Genomic DNA, 26,254 nt, shown 5'->3' with positions numbered 1-26,254 from the left:
CCCCGGTACTTCGAAGGTCTCTTTTCTGACGGGCCGCCGCATGCGGGGCTGCTCCGGTTGGGTCAGACGAGGTCCACCAGATCGGCGATGGACTCCACCACCCGCGAGGGCCGGTAGGGGAAGCGGTCGATGTCCGCGGGCCGCGTCAGCCCGGTGAGGACCAGGAAGGTCTCCATACCCGCCTCGAGACCGGCCAGCACGTCGGTGTCCATCCGGTCGCCGATCATCGCGCTGGTCTCGGAGTGCGCCTGGATGGCGTTGAGCCCGGCGCGCATCATCAGCGGATTGGGCTTGCCGACGAAGTACGGGTCCTTGCCGGTGGCCTTGGTGATCAGGGCCGCGACCGAACCGGTGGCGGGCAGCGCGCCCTCGGCCGAGGGGCCGGTCTCGTCGGGGTTGGTGGCGATGAACCGGGAGCCGTTGTTGATCAGCCGGATGGCCTTGGTCAGCGCCTCGAAGCTGTAGGTGCGGGTCTCGCCCAGCACCACGTAGTCCGGTTCGACGTCGGTCAGCACGTAGCCGATGTCGTGCAGTGCGGTGGTCAGGCCCGCCTCGCCGATGACGTACGCGGTGCCGCCGGGCCGCTGCTCGTCCAGGAAGCGGGCGGTGGCCAGCGCGGAGGTCCAGATGTTCTCCACCGGGACGTGCAGGCCCATGCGGGTCAGCCGCGCGTGCAGGTCGCGCTGGGTGTAGATGGAGTTGTTGGTGAGGACCAGGAACGGCTTCCCCGACTCCTTGAGGCGCTTGAGGAACGCGTCGGCGCCGGGGATCGGGGTGCCCTCGTGGATCAGGACTCCGTCCATGTCGGTGAGCCAGGACTCGATCGGCTTGCGTTCTGCCATGGGACGGACTCCTGCGGTGCGGCGGGGTGCTGAGGTGAGGGGGCGCCGGCACGTCGTCGTGCCGGCGCCCCCAGCCTAGTCAGGCGGTGGTGACCTTGACCCCGTCGATGACCCAGTACCAGTTGTTGGCCCCGGTGTAGCGGAAGCGGAAGCTCACGCCGGAGGCGCCCGCCGGGACGGCGACCGTCACGGACTGGGGCTGCGAGACCACGTCGGAGGTGTAGCTCTTGACGGCGGTGGGGGTGCCGCCGTTGAAGGAGGCCAGGATCTGCGCGGTCTGGGCGCCCTCCTGGCGGTAGAAGGTGGTGAAGGACAGCGTGACGCTGCTCCTGCCGGTCACGGCGTACGCGGGGGTGACCAGCGTGGAGTCGTAGCCGCCCGAGTGGGACGTGTCGTCCCACTCGTCGGAGTCGGCGACGGCGAACACCCCGCGGGAGCGGACGTTGAGCTCGCGCCACTGGTCGCGCTGCGCGCGGGACCAGAACTCGTCAGTGGCGAAGGACCAGCCCCGCCACTCGGTGACGCCGCCGGTGCCCATCGCGTTGTTCACCACCGACCAGCCGCTGGGCGCGGTGTGCGTGAAGCCCAGGACGGAGGCCGGGATGCCGGTCTCGTCGACCCGGCCGCCCAGCGCGGGCAGCAGCGCGTCGAAGGGGTCGGTGGAGCGCTCCTGCACGGGCTTGCCGTCCAGGCCCCACGCGGGGTCGGGGACGATGCCCAACTGCTTGAAGACGGTGGCCGCGACGTCCACGAGCCGGGTGTCGGCGGGCCGCGCGCCCGCGGCGATCCCCGGCCCCTGCGCCAGGACGAAGGTGCGCCGCTCCTCGACGGTGCTGCCGCCGTGGCCGCCCGCGTCGAGGTGCCCGTGGTCGGTGGCGACGATGACGGTCCAGCGCTCGGAGGCGTACGTGGGGCGGGCCCTGACCGCCGCCAGCAGCCGGCCGACGTAGCCGTCCTGGACGGCGATGGCGTCCAGGTACTTCGGGCTCGCGGCGCCTACCGCGTGCGCGACGACGTCGGTGTTGCCGAAGTAGACGAAGGCGACGTCCGGGTTCTGGTCGCGCAGCACGCGCTCGGCGTCGTCGGCGATGTGGGCGTCGTGCAGCGGGTAGCCCTCGGCGTCGCCGTCGTAGACGTTCTTGCCGTCGGCGCCCGCGGTGACGGTGCCCTCGGTGTCCAGTGGCTTCCAGTCGACGGCCGCGTACGTGGACAGCTGCGGCCGCACCTGGGCCAGGCGGGCCAGGAAGCCGGGGTAGCGGGTGTAGTTCTTGCCGGCGAAGGTGTTGTCCTTCACCCCGTGCTTGTCGGGCCACACACCGGTGGAGATGGTGGACCAGCCGGGGCCGGAGGAGGTGGCGGCCATCGGGGAGGCGTAGAGCAGGCTGAGCCCGTAGGTCCCGTTCGCCATCAGGGACTTCAGGTTCGGCGCCTTGGCGGCGTCGATCCGGTCGTGGCGCAGCCCGTCCATGCCGATGACCAGCACCTTGTCGGCGCTGGTGCCGTTCGGGAGGGTGGGGGCGGCCGCGTGGGCGAGCCCGGCGAGCGGGCCGCCGGCGGCGACCAGGGCGGCGCCTGCGGCGGAGGCGGTGAGCACGGTGCGACGGGACATGCCGTTCGGCATGACGGTCCTCCAGACGAAGGGTCGTGTACGTCGGATGCGGGCAGCCGGACGCCCCTGGCGGGGCAGGGGCGTCCGGGTCGTGCTGTGCGCGCTGTGCGTGGTGCCGGGGGGGGGTGCCGCGGTGGGTCAGCTGCCGGTCGCGTCCTGCCAGGCCTTGACGTAGGTGTCGAGGTTGGTGTCGATGTCGGCCCAGTCCGGCTGGAAGACCTCGACGCCCTGGAGGATCCCGGCCAGCGCCGTGGCGTTGGCGTCGTCGGCCTTGACGTCGGAGCGCGCGGCGAAGCCGCCGCCGATGGAGCTGACCTGCTTCTGGGCCTCCTCGCCGAGCATGAAGTCCAGCAGCTTCTTGCCGTTCTCCGAGTGCGGGGCGCCCTTGACCAGGCCGCCGGCGTACGGCAGCGCGAAGGTGGTGGGCTTGCCGCCCTGCGCGGCCGGGAACCAGATGCCGAGGTTCGGCATCGACTTGGCCTGGGCGAAGTTCATCTGGACGTCGCCGTTGGCGACCAGGATCTCGCCCTTGTCGACCTTCGGCGCCAGCTTGCCGGTGGAGGAGGACGGGCCGACGTTGTTGGCCTGGAGCTTCTTGAGGTAGTCCATGGCCTGGTCCTTGCCGCCGAAGTCGTGCATCGCCTTGATGACGACCGCGGTGCCGTCGCCGGCGACGCCCGGCGTGGAGTACTGGAGCTTGTTCTTGTACGTGGCGTCCAGCAGTTCGTCCCAGGTGGTGGGGGCGGTCTTCAGCTGCTGCTTGTTGTAGACGAAGCCGAAGTAGTTGTTGACGACCGAGGTCCAGGTGCCGTCGGTGGACTTGTCGGCGGCCGCGACCTTGTCGGCGCCCTTCGGGGCGTACTTGTCCAGCAGGCCCTTGGCGTCGGCCTGCTGGATGAAGGGCGGCAGGGTGACCAGGACGTCGGCCTGGGTGTTGGACTTCTCGCGGACGGCGCGCTGCACGACCTCGCCGGAACCGCCCTCGACGTAGCGGACCTTGATGCCGGTCTGCTTCTCGAAGTCCTTGAAGATCTGGTCGTACCAGCCGTCGCCGTTCTCGCCCTTGAGGCCGTCGGCGCTGTAGACGGTGACCTCCTTGGCGTCGGAGGCGGAGGAGTCGCCGCCGCAGGCGGTGAGGGCGCCGCCGAGGACGAGGGAGGAGGCGAGGACGGCGATCGGGGCGCGCAGGGCGCGACGGGAGACGCGGGTGACGCGGGGGACGGAGGACATGGCGGGACTGATCTCCTTGAGGGTCATCGGTAGGAGGCTTTGGTGCGGATGCGGGAGAGAGCGAGCAGGACGAGCAGGGTCGTGCCCATGAGGACCACCGCGAGGGCGGAGCCGGTGAACGGCGAGCCGCGGTCGGTGGCGCTGAAGACGAGGACCGGCAGGGGCAGCCAGTCGGGCGGGTAGAGCATCATCGTGGCGCTCAACTCGCCCATGGACAGGGCGAAGCAGAGCCCGGCCGCCGCCCCCAGGGAGGGCAGCAGCAGCGGCAGGCGGACCCGCCACAGCACGTACCAGGGGCGGGCGCCGAGGCTGGCCGCGGCCTGTTCGTAGGCGGGGTCGAGACGGCCCAGCGCCGCCGTCACCGACTGGTAGGCGAAGGCCGTCACCAGGACGGTGTGGGCCAGGATCACGATCGTCCGGGTGCCGTTGAGCAGCACGGGCGGCTTGCTGAAGGCGACCAGCAGCGCGAGCCCGGCGACCACCGACGGCACCGCGACCGGCAGCATGAACAGCAGGTCCATCACCCGCCGGGCCCGGCGGCCCAGCGCGTGCGCCGACAGCGCGGCCCAGGTGCCCGCGGTCAGCGCGAGGACGCTCGCGGCGGCCGCGGTGGCCAGACTGGTCGTCAGGGCCTGCAGCGACTCGCCGCGCACGGCGGCGTCGTAGTGGTCCAGGGTCGGGCCGGACGGCAGCGCGCCGCTCCAGTGGCCCGCGAAGGACGCGGCCACCAGCACCAGCAGCGGCAGCGCGAACAGCGGCAGGAAGAGCAGGGCGAACAGCGGCAGGAAGAGCAGGGCGAACAGCGCCCACGCGGCCCAGCGGCCGCCGCGGCTATGCACCAGCACGTCGGCTCACCGCCCGGTAGATGCCGTACAGCGCCAGCGAGACGGCGACGTTGACGGTGGCGACGACACAGGCCGCCGGGTAGTCGGACTCCAGGATCGCCTTGGTGTAGACGAGCATCGGCAGCGTGGTGACGCCCTTGGCGCCGGTGAAGAGCACGATGCCGAACTCGTTCAGGCACATCACCAGCACCAGGCTCCCGCCGGCCGCCAGCGCCGGCAGCGCGTCGGGGAGGATCACCTGCCGCACGATGCGCGGGGCGCGGGCGCCCAGCGAGGAGGCGGCCTCGATCTGCGCGGGGTCCAGCTGCCCGAAGGCGGCCAGCAGGGGGCGCATCACGAAGGGCGTGAAGTACGTGACCTCGGCGAGGATCACGCCCCAGGGTGTGGTCAGGAAGGCGAACGGCCCCTCGGCGGCGCCGGTCGCGTCCGTCCACAGCCCGTTGGCCATGCCCGCCGACCCGTACACGAAGACCAGCGCCAGCGTGATCAGGAAGGACGGGAAGGACAGGAAGACGTCGACGAAGCGGGCGACCGCGCGGGCGCCGGGGAACGGCACGAACGCGATCACCAGGGCCAGGACGAAGCCCAGCACCAGGCAGCCGGCCGTCGAGGCGGCCGCGATCCACACGGTGTTGCCCAGCGCCCGCCGGAAGACCTCGGAGCCGAAGACGTCGCCGTACACGGCGAAGGAGTGCCCGCCGGTGTCGGGGGACACCGACTGCCACACCAGCAGCACCAGCGGATAGAGGAAGGTCGCCGCCAGCAGCGCGACGGGGACGCCCGCCCACAGCAGGCGGGGCGCCCAGGGGCGTGCCTCAGCCATCGCGGTCACCGCCCCCGGTGCCCGCGGGCAGCAGGACGGCGTCGTCGGGCGCGAAGTGCACGGTGACCCTGTCGCCGGGGGCGGGCGGGTCGCGCAGCTCGGTGACATCGGCCATCAGCTGGTGGCCCGCGGTCTCCACCAGCAGGCGGTGGGTGGCGCCGCGCCACTGGATGCCGGTGACGGTGCCGGGCAGCGGGTTGGGCCCGTCGCCCAGGCCCACGGCGTGCGGGCGCACGCAGAGCGTGGCGTCGGCGCCGGGGGCCGCGTCGCCGGTGGGGGCGAGCAGGTCGTGCTCCGCGAACCGGACCGCGCCGTCCTTGCCGACGGTGACCGGCAGCAGGTTGGCGTTGCCGACGAAGGACGCGGTGAACTCGGTGCGCGGGCGCCGGTACAGCTCCTGGGGGGTGCCGACGTCCTGCAGCCGGGCCCGGTCCATCACCGCGATGCGGTCGGCCAGGGTCAGCGCCTCGATCTGGTCGTGGGTGACGTACAGCATGGAGACGTCGGGCAGTTCGCGGTGCAGGCGCGCCAGTTCGGCCAGCATTCCCGAGCGCAGCTTCGCGTCGAGCGCGGAGAGCGGCTCGTCGAGCAGCAGCACCCGGGGGCGTACGGCCAGGGCGCGGGCGATGGCGACGCGCTGCTGCTGGCCGCCGGACAGCTCGCGCGGGTAGCGCCGCGCGAACTCGCCCATGCCGGTGAGCGCTAGGGCCTGCTCGACCCGCTCGGCGGTCTCGGCGCGCGGAACCCCTTGCGCCCGCAGCCCGAAGCCGACGTTCTTGTCGACGCGCATGTGCGGGAAGAGGGCGTAGCTCTGCACGACCATGCCGATGCCGCGCTTGTACGGCGGCAGCTTCGTCACGTCGCGGCCGTCGATCCACACCCGTCCGCGGGCCGGGGTGACGAAGCCGGCGACGGCGCGCAGCGCGGTGGTCTTGCCCGAGCCGGAGGGGCCGAGCAGGGCCATCACCTCGCCGGGTTCCACGGTGAGGTCGAAGGACTCCAGGACGGTGGTGCGGCCGTAGGCCACCGTCACGTCCTCGAACCGTATGCCCATCTCAGACCTTCGCCAGCAGGGCGGGGAGCGCGGCGACGGAGTCCAGGACGTGGGTGGCGCCCGCCTCGCGCAGCGCCGCCTCGTCGTGGGCGCCGGTCAGCACGCCCGCCACGACGGGCGCGCCGGCGCGGACGCCGGAGAGCATGTCGTACGCCGTGTCGCCGGCCACCGCGATCTCGCGGACGGAGTCGGCGGCGCGGGTGCGCAGCAGCGCGGTGAGCACCATGTCCGGGTAGGGGCGGCCGCGGCCGCCGGCGTCGGCCGGGCTCAGGGTGAGGTCGGCGATGTCCTGCCAGCCCAGGGCGGCCAGGATCGCGTCCTGGGTGGTGCGGGAGAAGCCGGTGGTCAGCACCACGGTGCGGCCCTGCTCGCGCAGGGCGGCGATGGCCTCGGCCGCGCCGGGCAGCGGCGCGCAGGCGCCGGAGTCCACGAGGTCGGCGTAGGCGAGCTCGAACTCGGTGTTGGCGCGCTGCGCCTGCTCCTCGGTGCCGAACAGGGCGCGGAAGACGGAGATCTTGGACTCGCCCATGGTGCGGCGGACGTAGTCCAGGTCGGGCTCGACGCCCAGGCGTTCGGCGGCCCGGACGAAGGCACGCTCGACCAGGCCGTCGTCGGCGACGGTGGTGCCGGCCATGTCGAGCACGACGAGCGTGGGGGAAGTGCGGTCGGTCATTGTCGTTACCAGCCGATCTCGTTGGCGGTGTCCTCGCCGATGGCGGGGGAGCAGGTCATGCCGCGGCCGCCGGGTCCGGTGACCAGCCACACGCCGTCGGCGACGCGGCTGCGGTGCACCACCAGGGACGGGTCGGTGCACTGCGCGTACACCCCGGCCCAGCGGCGGCGCACGCGCGGCAGGGGGCGGCCGAGCAGCGCTTCCGCGGTGGCGGTGAGGTGGTCGTAGGGGTCCTCGGTGACGTCGAAGGCGAAGGGCTCGTCGTACTCGTGGGTGTCGCCGATGGTCAGCCCGCCGTCGAGGCGCTGCACCATGAGCAGTTGCATGCGGTGCTCGGCGGCGACCGGCGGCTGGGGCTGTCCGGCGCGCAGGGCGTCGAGCGCGGTGCCGGCGTAGGCGGGGTAGTAGCGGAAGCTGTCGGCGTCGGCGACCGAGGTGGTCAGCGGCTCGTCCAGCGGGTCGGTCTGGGCCATCTGCAGGCGGACCCGGCGCACCGGCAGCCCGGGGCCCGCCAGTTCGCGGACCAGCCCGGTCAGGTGGGCGCCGGTGGCCAGCACGACGGTGTCGCCGTGGTGGGTGTCGCCGTGGTCGTCGCGGACGGTGCCGGGCGCGATGTCGCGGACCTCACGGCCGGGCAGGAAGGTGTAGCGGCCGGTGGCGGCCAGGTGCGCGCGCAGCGCGGGCAGCGCGACGCGGGACTCGACGGCGGCGTCCCGCTCGCACAGCAGGGCGCCGGTGAACTCGCCGCGCAGCGCCGGGTTGCGGTGCCGGACCTCGGCGGCGTCCAGCCACTTCAGCCCGCGCGCGGCGGCCTCGGGGGAGGCGAGGACCTGATCGGCGACGGCGCGCTCGGCCTCGGTGCGCACCACGGTCAGCGAGCCGTTGGCGCGGAAGCCGACGCCGGGCACCTGCTCGCCGATGCGCTGCCACAGTTCGCGGGCGCGCTGCGCGGTCTCCAGTTCGGCGCCGGAGGCCCGGCCACCGACCCAGACCAGGCCGAAGTTGCGGACGGAGGCGCCGCGGGCCTCGGTCTCCCGTTCCAGGTGGACGACTTCGTGTCCGCGGTCGACGGCGTGCCAGGCGTGAAGGGTGCCGAGTGCTCCGGCACCCACGATCAGGACTCTCATGCGGACCACAGTCGTGCGGCCGGCGGACGCGGTCGGGTCCGGTTTCTGAACCGGTCGTGAACGGACCCGCAATCTTGGACTAGACCCGTTATCTTTCCGTGACTTAAAAGGCCCCGGGGAGGGGGGTGTGAAAGGTTCTTGGTGTTATGTACGGGACAAATGGGTCGTGAAGCTGAAGCGGTCCCCGCGGTACAGCGACCGGACCCGCTCCAGCGGCGCGCCCTCGGTGTCCCGGCTGTGGCGGTGCAGCAGCAGCATCGGCAGCGCGGGAGGGGTACCGATCAGCAGCGCCTCGCGCGGGGTCGCCAGCACCGTCTCGATCCGCTCGTCCGCGTCGCCGAACTCCACGCCCACGCGCTCGCGCAGATACGCGTAGAAGGAGGAGTCCGGGTCGAACTCGACGTCCAGCCGCGGCACGCGCTCCACCGCGACATAGGTGCTCTCCAGGCCCACCCGCTCCTCGTCGGCGAGCAGGACGCGCTCCATGTGCCACACCGGGCCGCCGGTGGTGATGCCCAGCTGCCCGGCCAGCACCTCGTCCGCCGCGATCCGGTCGAGCGCGGTGAGGTTACGGCCCGGCACCCGCCCCTGGCGGCGCACTCCTTCGGTGTAGCTGGCCAGCGACAGCGGCTGCTCCAGCTTGGGGCCGGCGACCACCGTCGCGCGGCCGCGGCGGCGCAGCCGCCCCTGGATCAGCAGCTCGCGCAGCGCCTGCCGCACGGTCTCCCGTGCCACGCCGAACCGGGCGGCGAGCTCCCGTTCGGTCGGCAGCGGCACCCCCTCGCCGAGCTCGCCGAGCAGCTCCTCCAAGCGCGTCTTGACGACGAAGTACTTGGGAAGCCGGCCGTGCTCGGGGATGCCGGCGCGGGTCGGCGCGCCCGCCTGGGTGTCGTTCACATGGTGAATCCTCGCAGATCGGAGCGGGGAGGACGGCCGCAGGTGCCGGGCCCGGGAGGCGGCCGGGGGCGCCGCACCGGGCGGCGTTCACCAGCCGATCACCCACCGGGGGAGGGGAGTTCGCGGCCGGTGCCCCGATCACCTCAGGCGGCCGACCCTCAAGGCGACCCCGCCCGCCAGCAGCAGCGCACCGGCGCCGATGAGGAGCAGGGCGGGCCTCGGGTCCTGGGTGGGGCCGGTGTCGGCCAGGCCGGGCGGGTGCGTGCGCGGCGCGGCGGAGGCGGCGGGGGCGCCCGGAAGCCGGCTGCCTGCGGTGTTCCGCGGGTCCGGGTCCCCCTCGTCGCCCTTGCCGGGGACGGTGCCGCCGGGGCGGCCGGGGGCGGTGCCCGTGATCGCGCCCGCGCCGCCGCCGGGGCTTTCGCCTGGGCCGCCTGGACCGGGGCCCGCACCGGGACGTTCGGCGGGGTGTCCTCCGGGGCCCTCACCGGGACGTACGCCGGGGCGTTCCCCGGCCCCGGGATGCCCGCCGCCGCCCGTGCCGGGGGCCGTTCCGGTGCCGCCCGGCGCCCGGCCGCCGGTGGTCTCCCGGGGTGTGCCCGGGGCCGTCGGCGGCACGACGGTGAAGCGGTACGGCGCCGACTCGCCGACCCAGTCGCCGTCCGCGCCGCGGCGCTGCACGACGGTGGCCGAGGCCGCGACCGGCCCGGGCGGCGCGTCCGGGGTGAAGCGCAGCCGCAGCGCGACACGTACCGTGCGGCGCGCGGGCAGGACCACGCCGGGGTCGTGCTCGCCCACCACCGCGATGTTCTCGTCGTTGCCGGTGTGCGCGACCGGCACCGGCCGCCAGCGCGCCTCGCCGGACCGGCCGGCCCCCTTCGCGCCGCCCGTCGCGGGCGCGCGGTACTCCAGGCGCACCTGGCGTGCGGTCAGCTTGCGGTCGCGGTCGACGAGGACGATGACCGGGTGCACGTCGCGCCGGGCCCGCCCGGTGGTGTTCTCCAGCTCCACGCGGAACTCCCGCGCCGCGGCGCCCGCCACGAAGGCCGGTGGGCCGTCCTTCAGCCGGGCCCGCACGGGGAAGGGTTCACCGGTTGCCTGGGCCGAGGCCAGCACGACCGAGGCCGCCGCCATGGCAAGAGCGCTGCGCCACCTCATGGGCAGCGAAGCTCTCACGTTCGTACGCTCATATGCGCGTACGGCGCGGGGTGGTCCCCGGCGGCTACCCGTACGGGCGGTCAGCCGCCCGCCGTCTGGCCGAACAGCGGGGCCAGGGCCAGCAGCGCCGCGCCCCGGGCGACCGCGTGCGCGCCGTCCGGGACGAGGGAGAGGGGGACGGTACGGCCCGCCGACCGCCGTGTGCGGGCGTCCATGGCGGCGCCGACCTCGCGCCGGAACAGCTCGGGCCGCGCCAGCACGGTGCGCCCGCCGAGTACGACGCGGTCGATGTCGAGCAGCGAGACCAGGTTCGCCGCGCCGAGCCCGAGCAGCCGAGCGGCCCCGGCGTGGTCGCCGCGGCCGACGGCGGCCAGGCAGAGCGCCTCCAGGCAGCCGCGGTTCCCGCAGGCGCACCGCGGCCCGTCGAGGGCGACCGCCTGGTGCCCGAACTCCCCGGCGCCGGTCCGGGCGCCGCGGTGCAGCGCGCCGCCGAGGACCAGGCCCGCGCCGAGCCCGCTGCCCAGGTGCAGGCAGCCGAAGGAGTCCCCGGTGCCGGTGCGGTCCGGCGGCGACAGCACGGACAGGGCGGCGGCGTTGGTGTCCTTGTCCAGGACGACGGGCAGCCCGAGGCGTTCGGCGAGCGCGTCGCGCAGCGGGTAGCCGTCCCAGGCGGGGAAGCCGGTGATGCGCAGCAGCGCGCCCGTGCCGTGGTCCAGCGGTCCGGGGGAGGCGACCCCGGCGCCGAGCACCGCGCCGTCCGCGCCCGGGGTGTCCGCGACGGTGGCGTGCACCAGGCCGGCGACCGCGCGCAGCACCTCGTCGGCGGGCCGGCCGAGGTCGAGGGGGGCGGTCCGGGCGTCGGTGGTCTCGCCCGCCAGATCGGCCAGGAGCACGGTGACCTCGTCGCGGTCCAGGTGCACCCCGACCGCGTACCGGGCGCGCCGGGCCAGCCGGAGCAGGGTGCGCGGCTTGCCGCCGGTGGGGGCACCGCGGCCGGCCGCGTCGACCAGTCCGTCCGCGCGCAGCCGCGCCACGATCTTGCTGACCGCCTGCGGGGTGAGGCCGGTGCGCTCGGCGAGCTCCAGCCGGCTGATCCCCTCGCCGTCCGCGACGGTCGCGGTGCGGAGCAGCCCGAGCACCAGCGCGGTGTTGTGGCTGCGCAGCACTGGCAGGTTGGCTCCGGCGGTTCCGTTGTTCACCTGCCCATTGTCGGGCACGCTTGCGCTTTCGCAACAGCGTTGCTTAAGTGGGGCGCATGGCTTCCGCACCCCTTCGCGTCGCACTGGTCGGCTACGGCCTGGCCGGCTCGGTCTTCCACGCCCCGCTGATCGCCGCCACCGACGGCCTCGCCCTCGACACCGTTGTCACCAGCGACCCCGAGCGCCAGGCGCAGGTCCGCGCCGCGTACCCGGACGTCCGCCTCGCCGCGTCCGCCGACGAGCTCTGGAAGCGCGCGGACGAGCTGGACCTGGTGGTCGTGGCCTCCCCGAACAAGACCCATGTCCCGCTCGCCACGGCCGCGCTGGAGGCCGGGCTGCCGGTCGTCGTCGACAAGCCGCTCGCGGCGACCGCCGCCGAGGGCGACGCGCTCGCCGCGCTCGCCGCCGACCGCGGACTGCTGCTGTCGGTGTTCCACAACCGCCGCTGGGACAACGACTTCCTCACCCTGCGCGGACTGCTGGAGCGCGGCGAACTCGGCGAGGTGTGGCGCTTTGAGTCCCGCTTCGAGCGCTGGCGGCCGAACCTCAAGGGCGGCTGGCGCGAGTCCGGCGACCCCGCCGAGGTCGGCGGTCTGCTCTACGACCTCGGCAGCCACCTGGTCGACCAGGCGCTGACCCTCTTCGGCCCCGCCGAGAGCGTGTACGCCGAGCGGGACGTGCGCCGCGCCGGCGCCCAGGCCGACGACGACACCTTCGTCGCCCTCACCCACGCCGGCGGGGTCCGCTCCCACCTGTGGATGACCGCCACCACCGCCCAACTCGGCCCGCGCTTCCGGGTGCTGGGCAGCACCGCCGGTTACGTCAAGCACGGCCTCGACCCGCAGGAGGCCGATCTGCGCGACGGCGCCCGCCCCGCCCCCGGTGCCGCGTGGGGCACCGAACCGCAGTCCGCGTGGGGCCTGCTGGGCGCCGGCGACGACGTCCGTCCCGAGCCGACGCTGCCCGGCGACTACCCCGCGTACTACGCGGCCGTCGCCGCCGCCCTGCGCGACGGCACGGAGCCGCCGGTCACGGCGGCCCAGGCCGCCGCGACACTGGCGGTCCTGGAAGCGGCCGCCGTCTCGGCCCACGAGGGCCGCACGATCCGGCTCGCCCCCCGCGCCTGACGGGGGCGTGGTCGCCCGGCCTGCGGCGTGCTCCCCTCGCGGCCGCCGACCGGGCGCTCCTCACCCTCGGGTGCCTGGACCGCGGGAGTGGTCCGGCGCGTCCGGGGGAGAACGATGGGCCGGCGGCTCGGGCAGGCGGGTGCGGAAGCGGACCAGGACGGCGCCGTCGGCGGTGTGGTGCACCTGCACGCCGTCCAGCGGTTCCCCGTCCCCGGCGCCCGCGAGCTGCCGGCACAGCCGGGCGGTCTCGGTGGAGGACGGCGGTTCCGGCGGCGTGCCGCCGCCGTGCGCGGACGGCTGGTCGTAGCCGGTGTCGGTGACGCACACCGAGCAGTGCCCGTCCTCCACGCCGAGTGTGACGCGGAAACGGCGTGCCCGGCCGTGCGTGACGACGTAGCCGCAGGCCACCAGTACGGCCTGGGCGATCCGGGCGCCGTCCGGGCCGCAGGAGAGGGTCTCCAGCGCGGAACGGCTCAGGCGTGCCGCGAGCGCGTCGCTGCCGGATGTGCGGCGCAGCGAGCAGGTCCAGGAGACGTCGAGGGCGGATCTCTTCGGATCGGACAGGGACAGTCGTGAGGAGGCCGCGAGCTTGGCCATGGCCGGACCACGTCCTGTGGGCGTAGGAGGCTGCTCTGCCGGCGACCGGGGTCCCGGGCCGCCCTTTCCGCCAGGCTAGAACAGCCGATCTCGGCCCTGCCAGGGCGCGTTGGGGGCGCGGACGGGGCGCGCCTCAGGCCCCGGGACCCGTCGGTCCCGTCCCGTCCGGCCAGTCCGGCAGGATGGTGAAGTACTGGGTCAGCCGTGTCGTCCGCAGCGTCCGCAGGGTGAACCCGTCCCGGCACACCAGCCGTACGCGCCCCTGCTGCTGCTCCGCGCGACGGCGCGCGCGCACCAGCGCGGACAGCCCGCTGCAGTCGATGAAGTCGACCGGCCGCAGGTCCACCACGATGTCGGGGCGGTCCGTCCCGGTGAGCAGGTCCAGCGCGGCCGAGACGCGCGGTGCGGTCAGCACGTCCACCTCGCCGTCGAGGGTGACCACCGTGCTGTCGCCCTCCGCGCGGCGGCGGACCGAGGCGATGGACGGGGTGCTCGTCAGCAGGGAGGTGTCGGACATGGGCACCACCCTAGGGCAGACGGGCCGTCAGCTGTCCTCTTGTGGCCAGGACTTGACAATCGGTGACCGGATACGTCAGGGCGTGCCGTCCCGCAGCCGGTCGGTGTCGAAGCCGCCGGCCAGCACGCGGGTCGCCAGCTCCGCCACCCGCATCCGGTGGCTGCGGGCGTACCGGCGCAGCGCGGCGAACGCCTCGTCGACGCCCACGCCCCACCGCTCGGCCAGCAGCCCCTTGGCCTGCTCGACCACCACCCGGCTGTCCAGCGCCCCTTGCAACTGCTCGGCCAGCAGCTCCTGTTCGCGCCGGGCGCGGTGCTGGAGCACCCCGATGGCCGCGGCGTCCGCCAGCGCGCGGGCCAGTTCCAGGTCCCTTTCGGGCGGCTCCCCGGGGCCCGTGCGCAGCACGCCCAGCGCGCCTATCACCTGCGGGCCCCGGCGCAGGGGCACCGCGTACGCCGCGTGCAGACCGGCCTCCCGGGCGCGGGGCGCGAACCGCGGCCACAGCTCGTCGCAGCGCGCCAGGTCGGGCACGACCGTCGTGGCAGCGCACCGGTAGCAGTCCAGGCACGGCCCTTCCTCGTCGAGGGCGGGGAGCAGTTCCGGGACCGCTCCGGAGGCGGCGGCGCGCAGCGTGCCGTCCGGGAGGGCCAGCAGCGCTCCCGCCGCACGGGCGTCCAGCAGTTCCACGCAGGCCGCGGTCACGCGCCCGAGGTGGGTGTCGAGGTCGACGTCACTGCCCAGGGTGTCGGCGAGTCCGACGAGGACTTCGGCGAGGCGGTGCGGGTGTTCGGTCACGGCTTGCTCCCGCCATCGTCGGCCACGGCTCCGCCGGGATTCTGCCATGCCGGTGAACCGCGGCATTCGACGGGAAAACGGCAACTGCCCTGTTCTGGCGGTGCGTTGACGGTGCGGTATGTCAGGATTGACGCAGACCGGTCCCGTCCCGCCATCCAAGGGGGAGTGGATGCACGGAACCTCCACCGGCCCGTCGCGCAGGGCCGCCCGCGCGGCGTTCGCCGCCGGGCTGATCGCGGCGGCCCTCGCCGGCTGCTCCCGCGGCGACGACTCCGCGGCGACCGGACGGGACGAGGCCGCGCGGCGCGGCACCCCCATGGCCGGCGCCCCCTTCTGGGTCAACCCGGACACCTCCGCCGCGCGTCAGGCCGGCGAGTGGCGCGCGGCCGGCCGGGACGCCGACGCCGCCCTGCTGGAACGGATCGCGGGCCGGCCGGTCGCCGAGTGGATCGGCCCCGACGACCCGCGCGGCCGGGCGGAGGTCCTCACGCGCGCCGCCGAGGGGGCCGGCCGCACCCCCGTGCTGGTCCTCTACAACATCCCGCACCGCGACTGCGGCCAGTACTCCAGCGGCGGCGCCGCCGACGCGGAGGCGTACCGCACCTGGGTGGAGGAGGTCGCGGCCGGGATCGGCGACCGCGAGGCGCTGGTGGTCCTGGAGCCCGACGCGCTCACGCACCTGGTCGACGGCTGCACTCCCGGCCGCTTCGCGCAGGAGCGGTACGCCCTGCTCGGCCATGCCGTCGACGCCCTGGGCGCGCTGCCGCACACCGCGGTCTACCTGGACGCGGGCAACGCCGGCTGGGTGCGCGACCCCGCGCGGCTGGCCGGTCCGCTGCGCCGGGCGGGCATCGGGCGGGCCGACGGCTTCGCCCTGAACACCTCGAACTTCTACACCACCGAGGCCAACACGGCTTACGGCACGCGGCTGTCGGGGCTGGTCGGCGGCAAGCACTTCGTCATCGACACCAGCCGCAACGGGCGCGGCCCGTTCGACGGCGGCCACGACGAGGCCTGGTGCAATCCGCCGGGCCGGGGCCTGGGCACCCCGCCGACCACCGACACCGGCAGCGAACTCGTCGACGCCTATCTGTGGATCAAGCGCCCCGGCGACTCCGACGGCACCTGCAAGGGCGGCCCCCAGGCCGGCCAGTGGTGGCCCGAGTACGCGCTGGGACTGGCCCGGCGCGCGGCGTCGTCCTGAGACACCGCGCGCCGGGCCGGCCGCCACCGGCGGAAGCGGTCAGGAGACCTTGACCCAGCGCGCCACGGACGGCGTGCCGTCCTCGTCGGTGACCACGACCATGTACCAGCCCGGCGGCACCAGCGACGGGTCCTGCGGCACGGTGAGCCGCACCGATCCCTTGCCGCGCTCGATGTCCAGCGCGATCGACCGCTGCTCGGTGTCGGTGGCGTGGGTGACCGCGCTCGGCCGGATGAGCCGCGCCGTGTCGATGTGGTCGGCGTACCGGGTCGGGAAGGTCATCGAGCCGCCGCGCTCCACCGACCGCGGGCCTTCGCCCAGCGAGGGCTTGGAGTCCCGGTAGAGATAGGGCGGGGTGTAGATCTCCACGCGCTGCTCGAAGAAGCCCGGCGTGGTGTCGGCGTCGTCCCCGTAGAGCGGGTTCGAGCCGAAGACCGCCACCCGGCCGTCGGGCAGCAGCAGCGCCTCGGCGTGGTAGTCGCGTCCCACGGCCGGGTCGGCGGCGTCCTTGAAGACGTTGCGCACCGGGTCGTAGATCTGCGCCGTGAGGATGTCGCTGCCGCCGCGCCCCCGGTAGTCGCGGGAGCCGCCGGTGGTGAAGACGGTGTCGTCCGGCAGCAGCACGCTGTTCAGGTAGCGCGTGGGTTCCGGCAGGTCGGGGCCGTCGGTGTACGCGGGCCCGACCGCGTTCAGGTCCACCACGGCGGTGCGCGCGGTCGAGGACCGGGACTCCCCGACCCCGCCGCCGCCGAGCACCATCACCTTCTGGTCCTGCGCGGGTGCCAGCAGCACCGAGGCGGCCGTCTCCAGGTCCCCCGGGTCGCGGAGCCCGGGCACCGGGGTGAAGCGGTTGGTCCGCAGGTCCCACAGGCCCGGGACGCGGCCCTGGTCGGCGGGGCCGTAGCCGGCGTTGGCCCCCGAGTAGAAGATCTTCTCGCCCTGCATGAGGAAGAGCGCCGGGTAGGTCGGGAAGTAGCGCGTGGTGGTGTAGCTCCACGTACGCGTCCGGGGGTCGTAGATCTCGTTCTTCCCGGGGACGACCTGGCCGATGTCGTCGAGGCCGGAGACCGACAGCACCCGCCCGTCGGCGAGCGTGACCAGGGTGGGGTACCAGCGGGCCTCGTTCATGGGGTCGACCGGGATGTAGCGCTCGGCGACCGGGTCGAACTCGTAGGCCTCCTTGATCCCCTGGAAGTCCTTCTTGTCCAGGCCGAGTTTGGTGGCCAGCCCGTACAGGTTGTCCCGGTCCCGGCCCTCCAGCCCCCGGATCCCGTACTGGGCGGCGGTGTTGACGATCCCCGCCTCGCCCTTGACCAGAGACTGGACGAAGACGCGGACCTCGCTCGCGGTGACCGTGACCGCGCCGGTGCGCCGGTCGGTGGTCTTCTTCGCCCGCGGCACGGTGACCGGGAACTCCGAGCGGAAGGTGCGGCCGTTCTCGTTGTTGACGAAGACCGTGCCCTGCGGGAACGTCCGGGGCGCGTCCGGGTTCTCGTTCTTGATCAGCATGGCGCCGCCCGCCCGGTCCACGGCCTCCTTCAGCTTCTCGTAGCGGGCGGTGCCGCCGGCCACCAGCAGCCGGCCGTCCGGCAGCTGGCTGTGGCCGGCGCAGAACATGTCCTTGGGGGTGTCGATCTCCTTGAAGGTGTTCTTCACCGGGTCCCACAGGACGCTCGTGAAGGACTTGGCCCTGAAGTTCGTCTCGTCGTTGCCGGAACCCGCGATGAGCAGCACTTTCCCGGTGTGCAGCAGCGCGGCGTGGATGGCGTTGATCCGGTACTTCCTGGGGACGTCCAGCTGCTCCCAGTGGCCGTACGCGGCCTTGTACTCCGGCTGCTCGATCTTGTAGTCGTGGTACGTCGAGGTGGTCCAGCCGTAGAGCGCGGGCGCGTTCATCCCGGCCAGGACGCTCACGGCGGTGCTCCCGATGGCGATCTTCCGCAGCCGGCGGCTCGGTCGGTAGGTCATCGGGCGGCGCTCCTGGTGCGGGCGGACGACAGCCACCAGACGGCGACCGGCGCGGCGGCGAGCAGCAGCGCCAGCACCGCCCAGGTGCGCATCGCGGCGTGGGTGTGGCCGTTGAAGAAGCTCGCGGCCAGCGAACCGCCGAACACCAGCGTCCACAGGATGTGGGTGCGGAAGGTGGACAGCAGCCGGTCGGGGCTGGCCGAGTCGCCCTTGGGCGTGACCACGAAGCGGCTCTTGCGGCGCAGTACGGCGTCGATCAGCGAGCGGGCGTAGATCGGCGCCGACAGCGCCGACATCACCATGCCGGCCGCTCCCGAGGAGCCCTCGGGCTCGTGCGGGCTGCCGTTGTGCCGCCGGTTCCACACGTACAGGCCGATCTGGAGGGCCGCGGCGTCGCTGTAGAGCATCATCCAGACCTCGGAGTCGATCTGGACGCCGGAGGCGCCGAGCCCCAGGAACAGGGCGCAGCTGAGGCCGCCGAGCATCCAGTTGACCGCCGTCATCGGGTAGTAGACGACCATCAGCGTGTAGTTGAGCAGCCTGCCCGGGGACAGGGCGAAGGGCAGCCGCCAGAACTGCTTGATCAGCGTCTCGTACGTGCCCCGGCTCCAGCGCAGCTGCTGGGTGAAGAAGTCGGTCCAGGAGGACGGGCCCTCCCCGACGGCGAGCACGTCCGGGGTGTAGACCGAGCGCCATGTGCGGCCGGTGGCGGGATTGCGGTGGCGGTGCAGTTCGAGGCCGGTGGCCATGTCCTCGGTGATCGAGTCGTACAGACCGCCGATGCCCTTGAGGGCGCTGATCCGTACGGCGTTGTTGGTGCCCACGAACATCGGGGCGCCGTAGGCGTTGCCGGCCCGCTGGATGAGGGCGTGGAAGAGGAACTGCTGGCTCTCGGCGGCTTTGGTCACCGCGGTGTCGTAGTTGCCGTACACCTGCGGGCCGACGACGAAGGCGACGTCGGGGTCGCGGAAATAGCCGAGCATCCGCTCCAGGAAGTTGGGGAGCGGGACGTGGTCGGTGTCGACCGAGGCGAAGAACGTGTAGTCGTCGCCGTGCGCGTCCAGCCAGGCGTTGTAGTTGCCGTGCTTGGTTCTCGCGCGGAAGGAGCCGGTGGGCCGGTTCCACTTCTCCACGCCCTTGCGGGAGAAGTGGTGCACCCCCAGCCGGTCGCACAGCCGCCGGACCTCGGGGTCGTCGCCCTCGTCGAGCAGCCAGACGTCCAGTGTGCCGCGGTGGCGCAGCCGGATCGCGGCCTCCAGGGTGGCCCGCACCATCTCCAGGGGCTCCTTGCCCGGGACGAAGGTGGTGAGGAAGGCGACCTTGGTGCCCTCCTCGGGGACCACGGGAACCGGGTCGCGGGCGACGAGGGTCGCGTGCGCGTTCGACGTCACATTGATCAGTCGGAAGAGCTCGATCAGGCCGATGGATATCAGCATCACCGTGTCGCAGGCCGTCATCCAGCCCGGCGCGTGCTCCCGGCGGGTCCAGTGGGCCGGCTGCAGCAGCCAGGCGAGCAGCACCGCGGAGAGCACCGGGGCCGCGCCCAGCAGCAGTGCCGCGCGGATCCGGTGCGGCTCCTCGGCGAGCAGGCTGCGGTAGCGCACCCGGTAGGGGACGCCGGGCTCCGGCTCGGTGAGCGGGCCGGCGAGTCTGCTGTAGTGCTCGTAGTCGTACCGGGGTGCCACCGCGCCGGCCCGCGGCCGGGACGGGCCGGGGCGGGTCTGGTGCGGGATGACGGGCGTGGTGCCGGGCGCGCCGGTACCTGGGTGGTCGGTGGTGTACTGCTGGGCGCCGGTCGGTGTCGGCGGCATGGGAATGCTCCCCCCGAAGCATCTGCGCCGCTCGCGCGGCGATGGTGTCCCGGGCGTTGCGGCCCCCCGCCCCCCGGGGTGTTCACGCGTGTGCGGTCCGCTCCCGGTCCCGCGATGCCGCTACGGCTCGCCCGGGACCTGACCGCGCTGGGTCACGCCGGTGGCCCACCCCCTTGCCGGGGCCGTCTCCCCTGGGCCCCGCTCGGTCAAAAGGCGCCGAAACGGATCCCTGTCCTCCCGTTTCGGGCAGATAGATTCCGTTTGGCGCTTAGATGTCCTGCGCCCCCAGCCTTCCCGAATGCCCGTCTTGATCGCAAGGTGGGAATCGGGCCGCTAACCGGCCAAATGAGCGATTTGGGACGTCTGTTCGGTCGTTCGGCCGGGCGGACGACGCTCAGGAGCGGGCGACCAGCATGAGCAGCGCGTCGTCGGAGAGGCCGCCGCCGGTGTGCCGCAGCAGGTCCGCGTAGAGCCGTTCGACGGCCGCCTCCAGGTCGCCGGCCGACGCGGCGGCCAGCCGCGCCGCGCGCTCGGCCAGCGGGTAGAACGAGCCGTCCACGGCGCTGCGCGCCTCGATCACCCCGTCCGTGCACAGCACCAGGACGTCGTCCGGGCCCAGCGTCTCCTGCCAGGGCCGGGGCGGCGGCCCCGTCGCGAACTGGGACAGCCCGAGCGGCACCCACGGATCGGGCGGGTCGAGCGAGGCGACCGTGCCGTCCGGGGCGACCCGCAGCGGCGGCACGTGGCCGTAGTGCAGCAGTCCCACCTGCCCCGGGTCGTTGAACTGGAGGAACAGCGCCGTGGTGAACTCACCCGGGGCCATGTGCCGGGCCACGCTCGCGTCCACCCGCTGCGCGACCCGGGTCAGCGTCTCCTCGTCGTACGCCGCCTCCCGGAAGGAGCCCAGCGTCACCGACGCCGTCTGCACCGCGTCCAGCCCTTTGCCGCGCACGTCGCCGATGAGCGCGCGCACGCCGTGCGGCGTCTCCACCACGGTGTACAGGTCGCCGCCGATCTGCGCGGTGTCGGCGGCCGATACGTAGCGCACGGCCAGCCGCAGGTCCCCCACCACCGGCCCCGGTGGCAGCAGCAGCGCCCGCTGGGCGGCCTCGGCGACCGAGTGGACGGCGGCGAACACCCGCCGGCCCTGTTCGTAGCGCCACGCGATGTAGGTGCCGAAGAGCGAGACCACGACGTAGGCGACGAGCTGCGCCCGCAGCAGCGTGCCGGTGTCCGGCAGGCGCACCTCGTCGTACGGCAGCAGCGCCAGCTGCGCGACGAGCCCCGCCGCGCCGACGCCGAGCGTGCGCCGCCAGGTGGTGGAGACACTCGCCAGCGCGGGGGCCATGACCATCATCGGCGCGAGATAGATCTGCGGGCCGCTCAGCCAGTCGCTCAGCGAGATGCCGATGATCAGCAGCAGCGGCAGCAGGATTCCGCTGCCGACCGGGACGACCGAATCGAGGACCCGCAGAGCGGGTCCGCCGCTGTAGGGCTTTTTGCTGCGTGACGGCCTCACCTTTCGAACATAGACAGACAATGCGGGCAGTGGGAAACCCGGCGGCGGCTGCCGCCGTCACGGCACGGGCGCTGCGGCCGGGCCCATCCGGGCCAGCAGCAGGGCGATGTCGTCGTCCGCCGACTGCTGCAGGGTGCTCAGCACCAGGTCGCAGGTGTCCTCCAGGGACCGGTGGCGGGTCTTGAGCTTGAGGACGCGCATCAGCGCCCGCAGCCCGACGTCGAGGGACTGCCGGCGGTCCTCCACCAGCCCGTCGGTGAACAGCGCCAGCACCGCGCCCTCGGCGAGCTCCCGCTCCACCATGCGGAAACCGATCCCGCCGACGCCCAGCGGCACCCCGTTCGGGATGTCGATCAGCTCGGCACGACCGCCGGGCGGCACCAGCACCGGCGGCAGGTGCCCTGCGGTGGAGAACTGGCAGCGGCCGGTCCCCGGGTCGCACACCGCGTAGACGCAGGTGGCGATGAAGTCCCCCTCGGCGCTGCCGATGATGTCGTCCAGGTGCCGCAGCAGCTCGTTCGGCGCCAGGTCGAGCTGGGCGAAGGCCCGGGTGGCGGTGCGCAGCTGTCCCATGATCGCGGCGGCGCGCAGGCCCTTGCCCATCACGTCGCCGACGATCAGGCCCACCTTGCCGTCCTTGAGCGGCAGCACGTCGAACCAGTCCCCGCCGACCTCCCGGACCGCCGGTATGTAGCGGGTGGCCATCTCCATCCCGTTCACCGTCGGCGGCTCGTGCGGCAGCAGGCTCCGCTGGAGGGTGAGGGCGGCCAGCCGCTCGCCCGCGTACAGCCGCGCGTTGTCGATGGATATCGCGGCCCGGGCCGCCAGCTCCACGGCAAGGGTGCGGTCCTGGTCGTCGAAGGGCTTCTGGTTGCGGGTGCGGTAGAGGCCGATCACGCCGAGTACCTCGCCGCGCGCGATGAGCGGCGCGGCCAGGTACGAGTGCACCCCGGCCCGGCGCAGCAGCGCGGCGGCCCGGTCGTCGCGCGCGATCCGGCGCAGCATGCGGCTGCTCACCCGGTGCACCACCACCGGCTGCCCCTCCCGCACCGCCCGGGTGATCAGCCGGTCGGTCGGGTACGAGGCCGGCTCGCCCACCGGGTCGACGGCCCCGATCGCCTCGCCGGCGTCGGCCGCGGTGACGGCCAGGGCCCGGAATTCGGCGGTCTCGCCGGAGGCCACCCGGGACACCGTCTCGCCGCGCATCACCGAGTCCAGCACGTCGACGGTGGCGATGTCGGCGAGCATCGGCACCACGACCGAGGCCAGCTCCTGCGCGGTCTGCTGGAGGTCCAAGGTGGTGCCGATGCGGGTGCCCGCCTCGGCGATCACCGCCAGCCGGCCGCGGGCGGCCGCGATCTCCTCGGCGGCGTGGTGCCGCTCGGTGAAGTCGGCCACCGAGGTGGCCAGGCCCAGCACCCGGCCGGTGGGGTCCTCGATCCGGTAGTACGAGATCGACCACGCGTGGTCCCGCCCCAGGTCGGCGTAGGTGCGGCCGACCGTCTCCAGGTCCAGCAGCGGCTCCCCGGTGTCCAGGACGCGCCGCATCGCCGCCTCGATGCCCACGGCGTCGATGCCCGGCGAGACCTCGCGCATGGTGCGCCCGAGCATTGACGCGGCGGACAGCCCGTACATGCCCTCCAGGGCCTCGTTGACCCGCACGATGCGCAGCTCGGTGTCGAAGACCGCGAGCCCGATGGGCGACTGGTCGACCAGGCTGCTCGACAGGCCCATGTCCGTCTCGACCCGGCGGACGGTCGTCAGATCGGCGCCGAGCCCCAGGGCGAAGACCCCGCCGTCGACGTCGAGCATGCGCATGTTGCGGAACTCGATGTCACGGACCGTGCCGTCGGCGTGCACGATGGGAAACACGCCCTGCCACACCGCACCGGCCCTGACCTGCTTGAACAGCTCGGTGACCAGTTCCAGCTTCGCGGGCTCCACCATGAGCAGCCCGGCGTTCTGCCCGAGCGCGTCGGCCGCGCTGTAGCCGAACAGCCGCTCGGCCTCGGGGCTCCACAGGACGATCCGGCCGTGCCGGTCGAGGACCATCGCCGCGACCCCGAGAAGGTCGAGCAGGCCTCCGGGCGAAGGGGTCCCGGGAGCTGGCCGGGCCTCCCTGTCCGTGCCGGGCGGCGTTGCGTCGTGTGCGTGCATGGCCTCCTCGTAGGCCCGCCAGAGCCCCGGTGGAGCCCCTGCCTCGTCGTTACGGCATATTTTCGCACCGAGTCCCCAAGGATGCCGCCTGTTCGTTCGCGGGCCCAACGAACGAAGGCGCCCCTCCCGGAGGAGGGACGCCTTCATGTCTGTGCGCCGCCAGGGACTCGAACCCCGAACCCGCTGATTAAGAGTCAGCTGCTCTGCCAGTTGAGCTAGCGGCGCTCACCGACAGAGAGGATCCTACCTGACCACCGGGGGTGCCCCCGACCACGTCCTCCAGCAGCGCGGGGTCGTCGTCCAGCCACCCCAGGCGGACCATCTTCACCCCGGCCTGGAAGCGGCTGTCGGCCCCTATCTGCTGCATCAGCTCCGCCACGATCCGCCGTACCGTCCGGTCGGACAGCCCCAGCTTGCGGCCGATGGCCTCGTCCGTCAGCCCGGAGGCCAGCAGCCGGACGACCTCCCGGTGCCGGGCGGCGGGCGCGGCGCCCACGTCGTCGGTGAACAGGTCCGACGCGGACGCCCAGCAGTGCTCGAACATCTGCCGCAGCACGCCGACCATCGCCGGGCTGCGCAGCACCATGGCGGAGCCGCCGGCACGCTCGTCCCTCGCGTCCGGCCCGAGCGGCGGCACGATGGCCAGCGTGTGGTCGACGATGATCATCTTCATGGGCAGCGTGGCCGCGGCGCGCACCTCGCCGCCGTCGTTGACCATGATGCGCAGATGGGCCCGCACGTGCGGCACGGCGGCCGCGGTCGCCAGGTGGATGGAGCGCATCGCGATGCCCCGGCTGAGCGCCTCCCGGTTACGGTCGTCCGCCTCGAAGAGGTGGTCCTCGGGCAGCGCGCCGGGGTGCATGGAGAGGATCTCGGTCGTGACGGTGCTGGCCGCCTCGTCCAGGATCGCGGCGATCTGCGCGGGCTGGGCGGCCACCTCGATGCGGGCCTCGGCGAGCTGGCGCATGTGCACGGGCTGAAACTCGGCTGCCAGTTGGCTGAGTGCGGTATGGGTGTCGGTGATGGTCCTCACCATCTCCTCGGTCCGGCGCCGGCTGCCCTCGATGAGCTGCGCCATCGCCGTCGCGGGGGAGTGCACCGACCAGCCGCTGCGCGCGGACGAGAACGGTGCGGCCAGGCCGAGGGACGCCAAGGAGTGCAGTGCGGCGTCCAGTTCGCCGTGTGACCAGCCGGTGAGCGTGCAGACGCTTTCTGGTGTCCAGTCGGCGTCGGCGAGCGCCAGAGCGTAGAGTTCCTGCGCCCGGGCGCGCAGAAGGTCGTCGGTCACTGCTCGCACCCCCAATGCTTCACGTCCCCCCGGCTCCGATCAGGTTACGTGGCGCCGCTCGCGTATGGACCCATCGGGGGCCATCCGGTCCCATGTGTCCGCATAGGGCCATGTCCGAATCCGGAACGCGAAAAGTGAAGACCACCGGCTTGGCGTCCGACAGAATTCAGTCAGTCGTACGGTTCCCCCAAGCCGGCGCTGCACCCCCCGAGTACCACCCCAGCTCACACTCCCAGGACAGGCCTGCCATGAAATCGATTCGCCGCAACGCCCTTCGTGTCCTTCTGGGCGTCGTTGCCTCCATCACCATGGGGCTCATCGGCGCAACGGCAGCAACTGCGCAGCCTGCTCCGGACGGTGACATCGCCTGGTCGGTGCACCACACCGGCATCCACGCGAACGACATCGCCTGGTAGCACCCTGGGCCGTCCCACAAAGACAACACCCCCCCAAGCACAACAAACCCCCCAAGAGCAACACCACCCCCCCAAGAGCTACACCCCTCCCCCCACGCTGATGGGCCCGGCATACCTCCCCCCTCTTGCCGGGCCCTTCAGCATGCCCCGCGGCAGGGGGGACGACGGGCGTCCGCCCCTGCGAGGGCGTCCGCGTTGTGGCGCGATGTCGTCGGTGCCGCACAGCCCTGTCCCCCCGCGCCTCGTGGTCCGGAGGCAGTGGTCATGAGCACCCTCTCCGACCCCGTATGATTGTCCCGTTCGCACGCGCCGCTAGCTCAACTGGCAGAGCAGCTGACTCTTAATCAGCGGGTTCGGGGTTCGAGTCCCTGGCGGCGCACAGCACAAGGGCGCCCCTCCTCCGGGAGGGGCGCCCTTCTGTGTTCCGTGGGACGTCGTCAGAGCGCGAGCGAGAGCAGCACGGGGGCCGCCCGTTCGTTCAGGGTGTCGGCGGCGCCCTTGAGGCGGTGGGCCTGGGTGACGGGCAGGGAGAGCGCGAGGCAGCCGACCGTCGCCCCGATGGTGACCGGGATGGCGGCGCAGACCGTGCCGATCGCGTACTCCTGGAGGTCCAGGGTGGGCGCGGTGGCCGGCTGGCTCTCCAGCTTCGTCAGCAGGATCTTCTCGCTGATCGTGGTCCTCGAGGTCAGCCGCACCGTCTTGTGCCGCGACAGGTGGTCGCGGCGGCCGTTGTGGTCGAGCTGGGTGAGCAGGCACTTGCCGACCGCGCTGGCGTGCGCGGCGGAGCGGAAGTCGACCCACTCGTTGACCTTCGGCGCGGCGGGTCCGTCGGCGAAGTCGACGATCTTGACCTCGCCGTCGTCGTACCGGCTGAAGTAGACCGCCGCGCCGACCTCGTCGCGCAGGGTCATCAGCACGTTCTTGATCTTCTCGGCGAGCGCCGTGTCGCGGCTGGCGCTGCCCAGCAGGACGAGCGATTCACCGACCGCGTACCCGCCACCGGGCAGGGCGTTGAGATAGCGCTCCCGATTGAGCATGGCGAGCAGTTGCGAAAGATATCCGATGGGCACGCCGATTTCGCGGGCGAGCTGCTCGGCGCTGACGCCGTGCCGGTGCTTGTCCACGGTCTCCAGCACGCGCAGCGCGTGCTGGACGGCGTAGACCGGCGCGACCTGTCGGTGCTCAAGCGCCACGGTGTCCCCCTACAGGTGTGACCGTTTGCGTCCTTGCTGTGGCTGCTGGTCACGGCCACCGCGCACGACGGACGGGACCCGGCAGCCGGGCCGCATTCCACGATAGCCTCAAAGCGGTTTCGAGTAGAGCCCGTTGAAGCTTTGTCTGAACGCCTTCGGACGTATATGCAGGAACGCGCCACTCTGGCATATGCCCCGGGCACGGACC

General features: G+C 73.2%; 25 protein-coding genes and 2 tRNA genes. 6 read left to right on the top strand and 21 right to left on the bottom strand.

The genetic code is table 11. From position 1 onward, the window contains the following. Positions 1 to 62: 62 nt before the first annotated feature. The 11 genes from ABZ883_RS15300 to ABZ883_RS15250 all read right to left on the bottom strand — a co-directional run bounded on the left by ABZ883_RS15300 (position 63) and on the right by ABZ883_RS15250 (position 11,454). On the bottom strand, positions 63 to 842 hold the full coding sequence (locus ABZ883_RS15300) for an HAD-IIA family hydrolase (protein WP_360906097.1): 780 nt from the start codon (positions 840 to 842) through the stop codon (positions 63 to 65). Between the two features lie 79 nt (positions 843 to 921). Then, positions 922 to 2,463 (bottom strand): alkaline phosphatase family protein, encoded by a 1,542-nt coding sequence (locus ABZ883_RS15295; RefSeq protein WP_360906096.1) that lies wholly within the window; start codon positions 2,461 to 2,463, stop codon positions 922 to 924. Between the two features lie 126 nt (positions 2,464 to 2,589). Then, positions 2,590 to 3,681 carry a 2-aminoethylphosphonate ABC transporter substrate-binding protein gene (locus tag ABZ883_RS15290; RefSeq protein WP_360906163.1) on the bottom strand — a complete coding sequence of 364 codons (1,092 nt, stop codon included), beginning with the start codon at positions 3,679 to 3,681 and terminating at the stop codon, positions 2,590 to 2,592. A gap of 23 nt (positions 3,682 to 3,704) precedes the next feature. Next, positions 3,705 to 4,526 (bottom strand): ABC transporter permease subunit, encoded by an 822-nt coding sequence (locus ABZ883_RS15285; RefSeq protein WP_360906095.1) that lies wholly within the window; start codon positions 4,524 to 4,526, stop codon positions 3,705 to 3,707. Next, positions 4,513 to 5,349, bottom strand: coding sequence for a 2-aminoethylphosphonate ABC transporter permease subunit (locus tag ABZ883_RS15280; RefSeq protein ID WP_360906094.1), 837 nt, complete (start codon positions 5,347 to 5,349; stop codon positions 4,513 to 4,515). The genes ABZ883_RS15285 and ABZ883_RS15280 overlap by 14 nt, the downstream gene beginning before the upstream one ends. After that, positions 5,342 to 6,403 (bottom strand): ABC transporter ATP-binding protein, encoded by a 1,062-nt coding sequence (locus tag ABZ883_RS15275; protein WP_360906093.1) that lies wholly within the window; start codon positions 6,401 to 6,403, stop codon positions 5,342 to 5,344. The genes ABZ883_RS15280 and ABZ883_RS15275 overlap by 8 nt, the downstream gene beginning before the upstream one ends. 1 nt (position 6,404) lies before the next feature. Then, on the bottom strand, positions 6,405 to 7,076 hold the full coding sequence (locus ABZ883_RS15270; RefSeq protein ID WP_360906092.1) for a phosphonatase-like hydrolase: 672 nt from the start codon (positions 7,074 to 7,076) through the stop codon (positions 6,405 to 6,407). A gap of 5 nt (positions 7,077 to 7,081) precedes the next feature. Beyond that, positions 7,082 to 8,203: a TIGR03364 family FAD-dependent oxidoreductase gene (locus ABZ883_RS15265; protein ID WP_360906091.1), complete on the bottom strand. Its 1,122-nt coding sequence runs from the start codon at positions 8,201 to 8,203 to the stop codon at positions 7,082 to 7,084. 144 nt (positions 8,204 to 8,347) lie between these two features. Next, entirely contained in the window at positions 8,348 to 9,109 is a 762-nt protein-coding gene (locus ABZ883_RS15260; protein WP_360906162.1) for a GntR family transcriptional regulator, read from the bottom strand. A gap of 129 nt (positions 9,110 to 9,238) precedes the next feature. Beyond that, a complete protein-coding gene (locus tag ABZ883_RS15255; protein WP_360906090.1) occupies positions 9,239 to 10,255 on the bottom strand; it encodes a hypothetical protein in 1,017 nt (338 codons plus the stop codon). A gap of 80 nt (positions 10,256 to 10,335) precedes the next feature. Beyond that, on the bottom strand, positions 10,336 to 11,454 hold the full coding sequence (locus ABZ883_RS15250; protein WP_360906089.1) for an ROK family transcriptional regulator: 1,119 nt from the start codon (positions 11,452 to 11,454) through the stop codon (positions 10,336 to 10,338). 56 nt (positions 11,455 to 11,510) lie between these two features. Here ABZ883_RS15250 and ABZ883_RS15245 point away from each other — a divergent pair, with 56 nt between their 5' ends. Next, complete coding sequence (locus ABZ883_RS15245) at positions 11,511 to 12,581, top strand: Gfo/Idh/MocA family oxidoreductase (protein WP_360906088.1); 1,071 nt, start codon at positions 11,511 to 11,513, stop codon at positions 12,579 to 12,581. Positions 12,582 to 12,641: 60 nt separating this feature from the next. Here the strand turns inward: ABZ883_RS15245 and ABZ883_RS15240 are convergent, their stop codons facing one another. The 3 genes from ABZ883_RS15240 to ABZ883_RS15230 form a co-directional block, all read right to left on the bottom strand. Continuing rightward, positions 12,642 to 13,178 (bottom strand): hypothetical protein, encoded by a 537-nt coding sequence (locus ABZ883_RS15240; RefSeq protein ID WP_360906087.1) that lies wholly within the window; start codon positions 13,176 to 13,178, stop codon positions 12,642 to 12,644. Positions 13,179 to 13,311: 133 nt separating this feature from the next. Next, positions 13,312 to 13,695, bottom strand: coding sequence for an STAS domain-containing protein (locus tag ABZ883_RS15235; RefSeq protein WP_360906086.1), 384 nt, complete (start codon positions 13,693 to 13,695; stop codon positions 13,312 to 13,314). A 75-nt stretch (positions 13,696 to 13,770) separates the two neighbouring features. Then, complete coding sequence (locus tag ABZ883_RS15230; protein WP_360906085.1) at positions 13,771 to 14,490, bottom strand: GAF and ANTAR domain-containing protein; 720 nt, start codon at positions 14,488 to 14,490, stop codon at positions 13,771 to 13,773. Positions 14,491 to 14,659: 169 nt separating this feature from the next. Here ABZ883_RS15230 and ABZ883_RS15225 point away from each other — a divergent pair, with 169 nt between their 5' ends. Then, entirely contained in the window at positions 14,660 to 15,694 is a 1,035-nt protein-coding gene (locus tag ABZ883_RS15225) for a glycoside hydrolase family 6 protein (protein WP_360906084.1), read from the top strand. A gap of 39 nt (positions 15,695 to 15,733) precedes the next feature. Here ABZ883_RS15225 and ABZ883_RS15220 read toward each other — a convergent pair whose 3' ends face one another. From ABZ883_RS15220 to ABZ883_RS15195, 6 genes are all read right to left on the bottom strand, one after another. Then, entirely contained in the window at positions 15,734 to 17,662 is a 1,929-nt protein-coding gene (locus ABZ883_RS15220) for a kelch motif-containing protein (protein ID WP_360906083.1), read from the bottom strand. Continuing rightward, complete coding sequence (locus tag ABZ883_RS15215; RefSeq protein WP_360906082.1) at positions 17,659 to 19,473, bottom strand: cellulose synthase catalytic subunit; 1,815 nt, start codon at positions 19,471 to 19,473, stop codon at positions 17,659 to 17,661. The genes ABZ883_RS15220 and ABZ883_RS15215 overlap by 4 nt, the downstream gene beginning before the upstream one ends. 394 nt (positions 19,474 to 19,867) lie before the next feature. Next, positions 19,868 to 20,992 (bottom strand): PP2C family protein-serine/threonine phosphatase, encoded by a 1,125-nt coding sequence (locus tag ABZ883_RS15210; protein WP_360906081.1) that lies wholly within the window; start codon positions 20,990 to 20,992, stop codon positions 19,868 to 19,870. 57 nt (positions 20,993 to 21,049) lie between these two features. Then, positions 21,050 to 23,149, bottom strand: a complete 2,100-nt coding sequence (locus ABZ883_RS15205; protein ID WP_360906080.1) for a SpoIIE family protein phosphatase — start codon at positions 23,147 to 23,149, stop codon at positions 21,050 to 21,052. A 152-nt stretch (positions 23,150 to 23,301) separates the two neighbouring features. Further along, positions 23,302 to 23,374, bottom strand: a tRNA-Lys gene (locus ABZ883_RS15200). Further along, complete coding sequence (locus tag ABZ883_RS15195) at positions 23,337 to 23,645, bottom strand: helix-turn-helix transcriptional regulator (protein ID WP_360906161.1); 309 nt, start codon at positions 23,643 to 23,645, stop codon at positions 23,337 to 23,339. Before ABZ883_RS15195 ends, ABZ883_RS15200 begins: the two co-directional genes overlap by 38 nt. On the opposite strand from ABZ883_RS15195, the gene ABZ883_RS15190 reads away from it, so the two are divergent. From ABZ883_RS15190 to ABZ883_RS15175, 4 genes are all read left to right on the top strand, one after another. After that, entirely contained in the window at positions 23,572 to 24,129 is a 558-nt protein-coding gene (locus ABZ883_RS15190) for a hypothetical protein (RefSeq protein ID WP_360906079.1), read from the top strand. The two genes, ABZ883_RS15195 and ABZ883_RS15190, sit on opposite strands and share 74 nt — an antisense overlap. A 42-nt stretch (positions 24,130 to 24,171) precedes the next feature. Continuing rightward, the gene (locus tag ABZ883_RS15185; protein WP_360906078.1) at positions 24,172 to 24,399 is read left to right on the top strand and encodes a hypothetical protein; all 228 of its coding nucleotides are present in this window, start codon (positions 24,172 to 24,174) and stop codon (positions 24,397 to 24,399) included. 286 nt (positions 24,400 to 24,685) lie between these two features. After that, positions 24,686 to 24,853 carry a hypothetical protein gene (locus tag ABZ883_RS15180; RefSeq protein ID WP_360906077.1) on the top strand — a complete coding sequence of 56 codons (168 nt, stop codon included), beginning with the start codon at positions 24,686 to 24,688 and terminating at the stop codon, positions 24,851 to 24,853. A 306-nt stretch (positions 24,854 to 25,159) separates the two neighbouring features. Beyond that, a tRNA-Lys gene (locus ABZ883_RS15175) sits at positions 25,160 to 25,232 on the top strand. 58 nt (positions 25,233 to 25,290) lie between these two features. Here ABZ883_RS15175 and ABZ883_RS15170 read toward each other — a convergent pair. Next, positions 25,291 to 26,046 (bottom strand): IclR family transcriptional regulator C-terminal domain-containing protein, encoded by a 756-nt coding sequence (locus ABZ883_RS15170; protein WP_360906076.1) that lies wholly within the window; start codon positions 26,044 to 26,046, stop codon positions 25,291 to 25,293. Between the last annotated feature and the right edge of the window lie 208 nt (positions 26,047 to 26,254).

This window comes from Streptomyces sp. NPDC046977 (assembly GCF_040644455.1).
Lineage (GTDB): Bacteria > Actinomycetota > Actinomycetes > Streptomycetales > Streptomycetaceae > Actinacidiphila.
The sequence above is the reverse complement of the archived record's forward strand: the minus strand, read 5'-3'. Positions and strand labels throughout refer to the sequence as shown.

Excerpts from the sequence above, each read along its gene's own strand:
- ABZ883_RS15300 (WP_360906097.1), bottom strand. The coding sequence starts at position 842 with ATGGCAGAACGCAAGCCGATCGAGTCCTGGCTCACCGACATGGACGGA.
- ABZ883_RS15295 (WP_360906096.1), bottom strand. The coding sequence starts at position 2,463 with ATGCCGAACGGCATGTCCCGTCGCACCGTGCTCACCGCCTCCGCCGCA.
- ABZ883_RS15290 (WP_360906163.1), bottom strand. The coding sequence starts at position 3,681 with ATGTCCTCCGTCCCCCGCGTCACCCGCGTCTCCCGTCGCGCCCTGCGC.
- ABZ883_RS15280 (WP_360906094.1), bottom strand. The coding sequence starts at position 5,349 with ATGGCTGAGGCACGCCCCTGGGCGCCCCGCCTGCTGTGGGCGGGCGTC.
- ABZ883_RS15275 (WP_360906093.1), bottom strand. The coding sequence starts at position 6,403 with ATGGGCATACGGTTCGAGGACGTGACGGTGGCCTACGGCCGCACCACC.
- ABZ883_RS15270 (WP_360906092.1), bottom strand. The coding sequence starts at position 7,076 with ATGACCGACCGCACTTCCCCCACGCTCGTCGTGCTCGACATGGCCGGC.
- ABZ883_RS15265 (WP_360906091.1), bottom strand. The coding sequence starts at position 8,203 with ATGAGAGTCCTGATCGTGGGTGCCGGAGCACTCGGCACCCTTCACGCC.
- ABZ883_RS15255 (WP_360906090.1), bottom strand. The coding sequence starts at position 10,255 with ATGAGGTGGCGCAGCGCTCTTGCCATGGCGGCGGCCTCGGTCGTGCTG.
- ABZ883_RS15245 (WP_360906088.1), top strand. The coding sequence starts at position 11,511 with ATGGCTTCCGCACCCCTTCGCGTCGCACTGGTCGGCTACGGCCTGGCC.
- ABZ883_RS15240 (WP_360906087.1), bottom strand. The coding sequence starts at position 13,178 with ATGGCCAAGCTCGCGGCCTCCTCACGACTGTCCCTGTCCGATCCGAAG.
- ABZ883_RS15235 (WP_360906086.1), bottom strand. The coding sequence starts at position 13,695 with ATGTCCGACACCTCCCTGCTGACGAGCACCCCGTCCATCGCCTCGGTC.
- ABZ883_RS15225 (WP_360906084.1), top strand. The coding sequence starts at position 14,660 with ATGCACGGAACCTCCACCGGCCCGTCGCGCAGGGCCGCCCGCGCGGCG.
- ABZ883_RS15220 (WP_360906083.1), bottom strand. The coding sequence starts at position 17,662 with ATGACCTACCGACCGAGCCGCCGGCTGCGGAAGATCGCCATCGGGAGC.
- ABZ883_RS15215 (WP_360906082.1), bottom strand. The coding sequence starts at position 19,473 with ATGCCGCCGACACCGACCGGCGCCCAGCAGTACACCACCGACCACCCA.
- ABZ883_RS15205 (WP_360906080.1), bottom strand. The coding sequence starts at position 23,149 with ATGCACGCACACGACGCAACGCCGCCCGGCACGGACAGGGAGGCCCGG.
- ABZ883_RS15190 (WP_360906079.1), top strand. The coding sequence starts at position 23,572 with ATGGCCTCGTCCGTCAGCCCGGAGGCCAGCAGCCGGACGACCTCCCGG.
- ABZ883_RS15185 (WP_360906078.1), top strand. The coding sequence starts at position 24,172 with ATGGTCCTCACCATCTCCTCGGTCCGGCGCCGGCTGCCCTCGATGAGC.
- ABZ883_RS15180 (WP_360906077.1), top strand. The coding sequence starts at position 24,686 with ATGAAATCGATTCGCCGCAACGCCCTTCGTGTCCTTCTGGGCGTCGTT.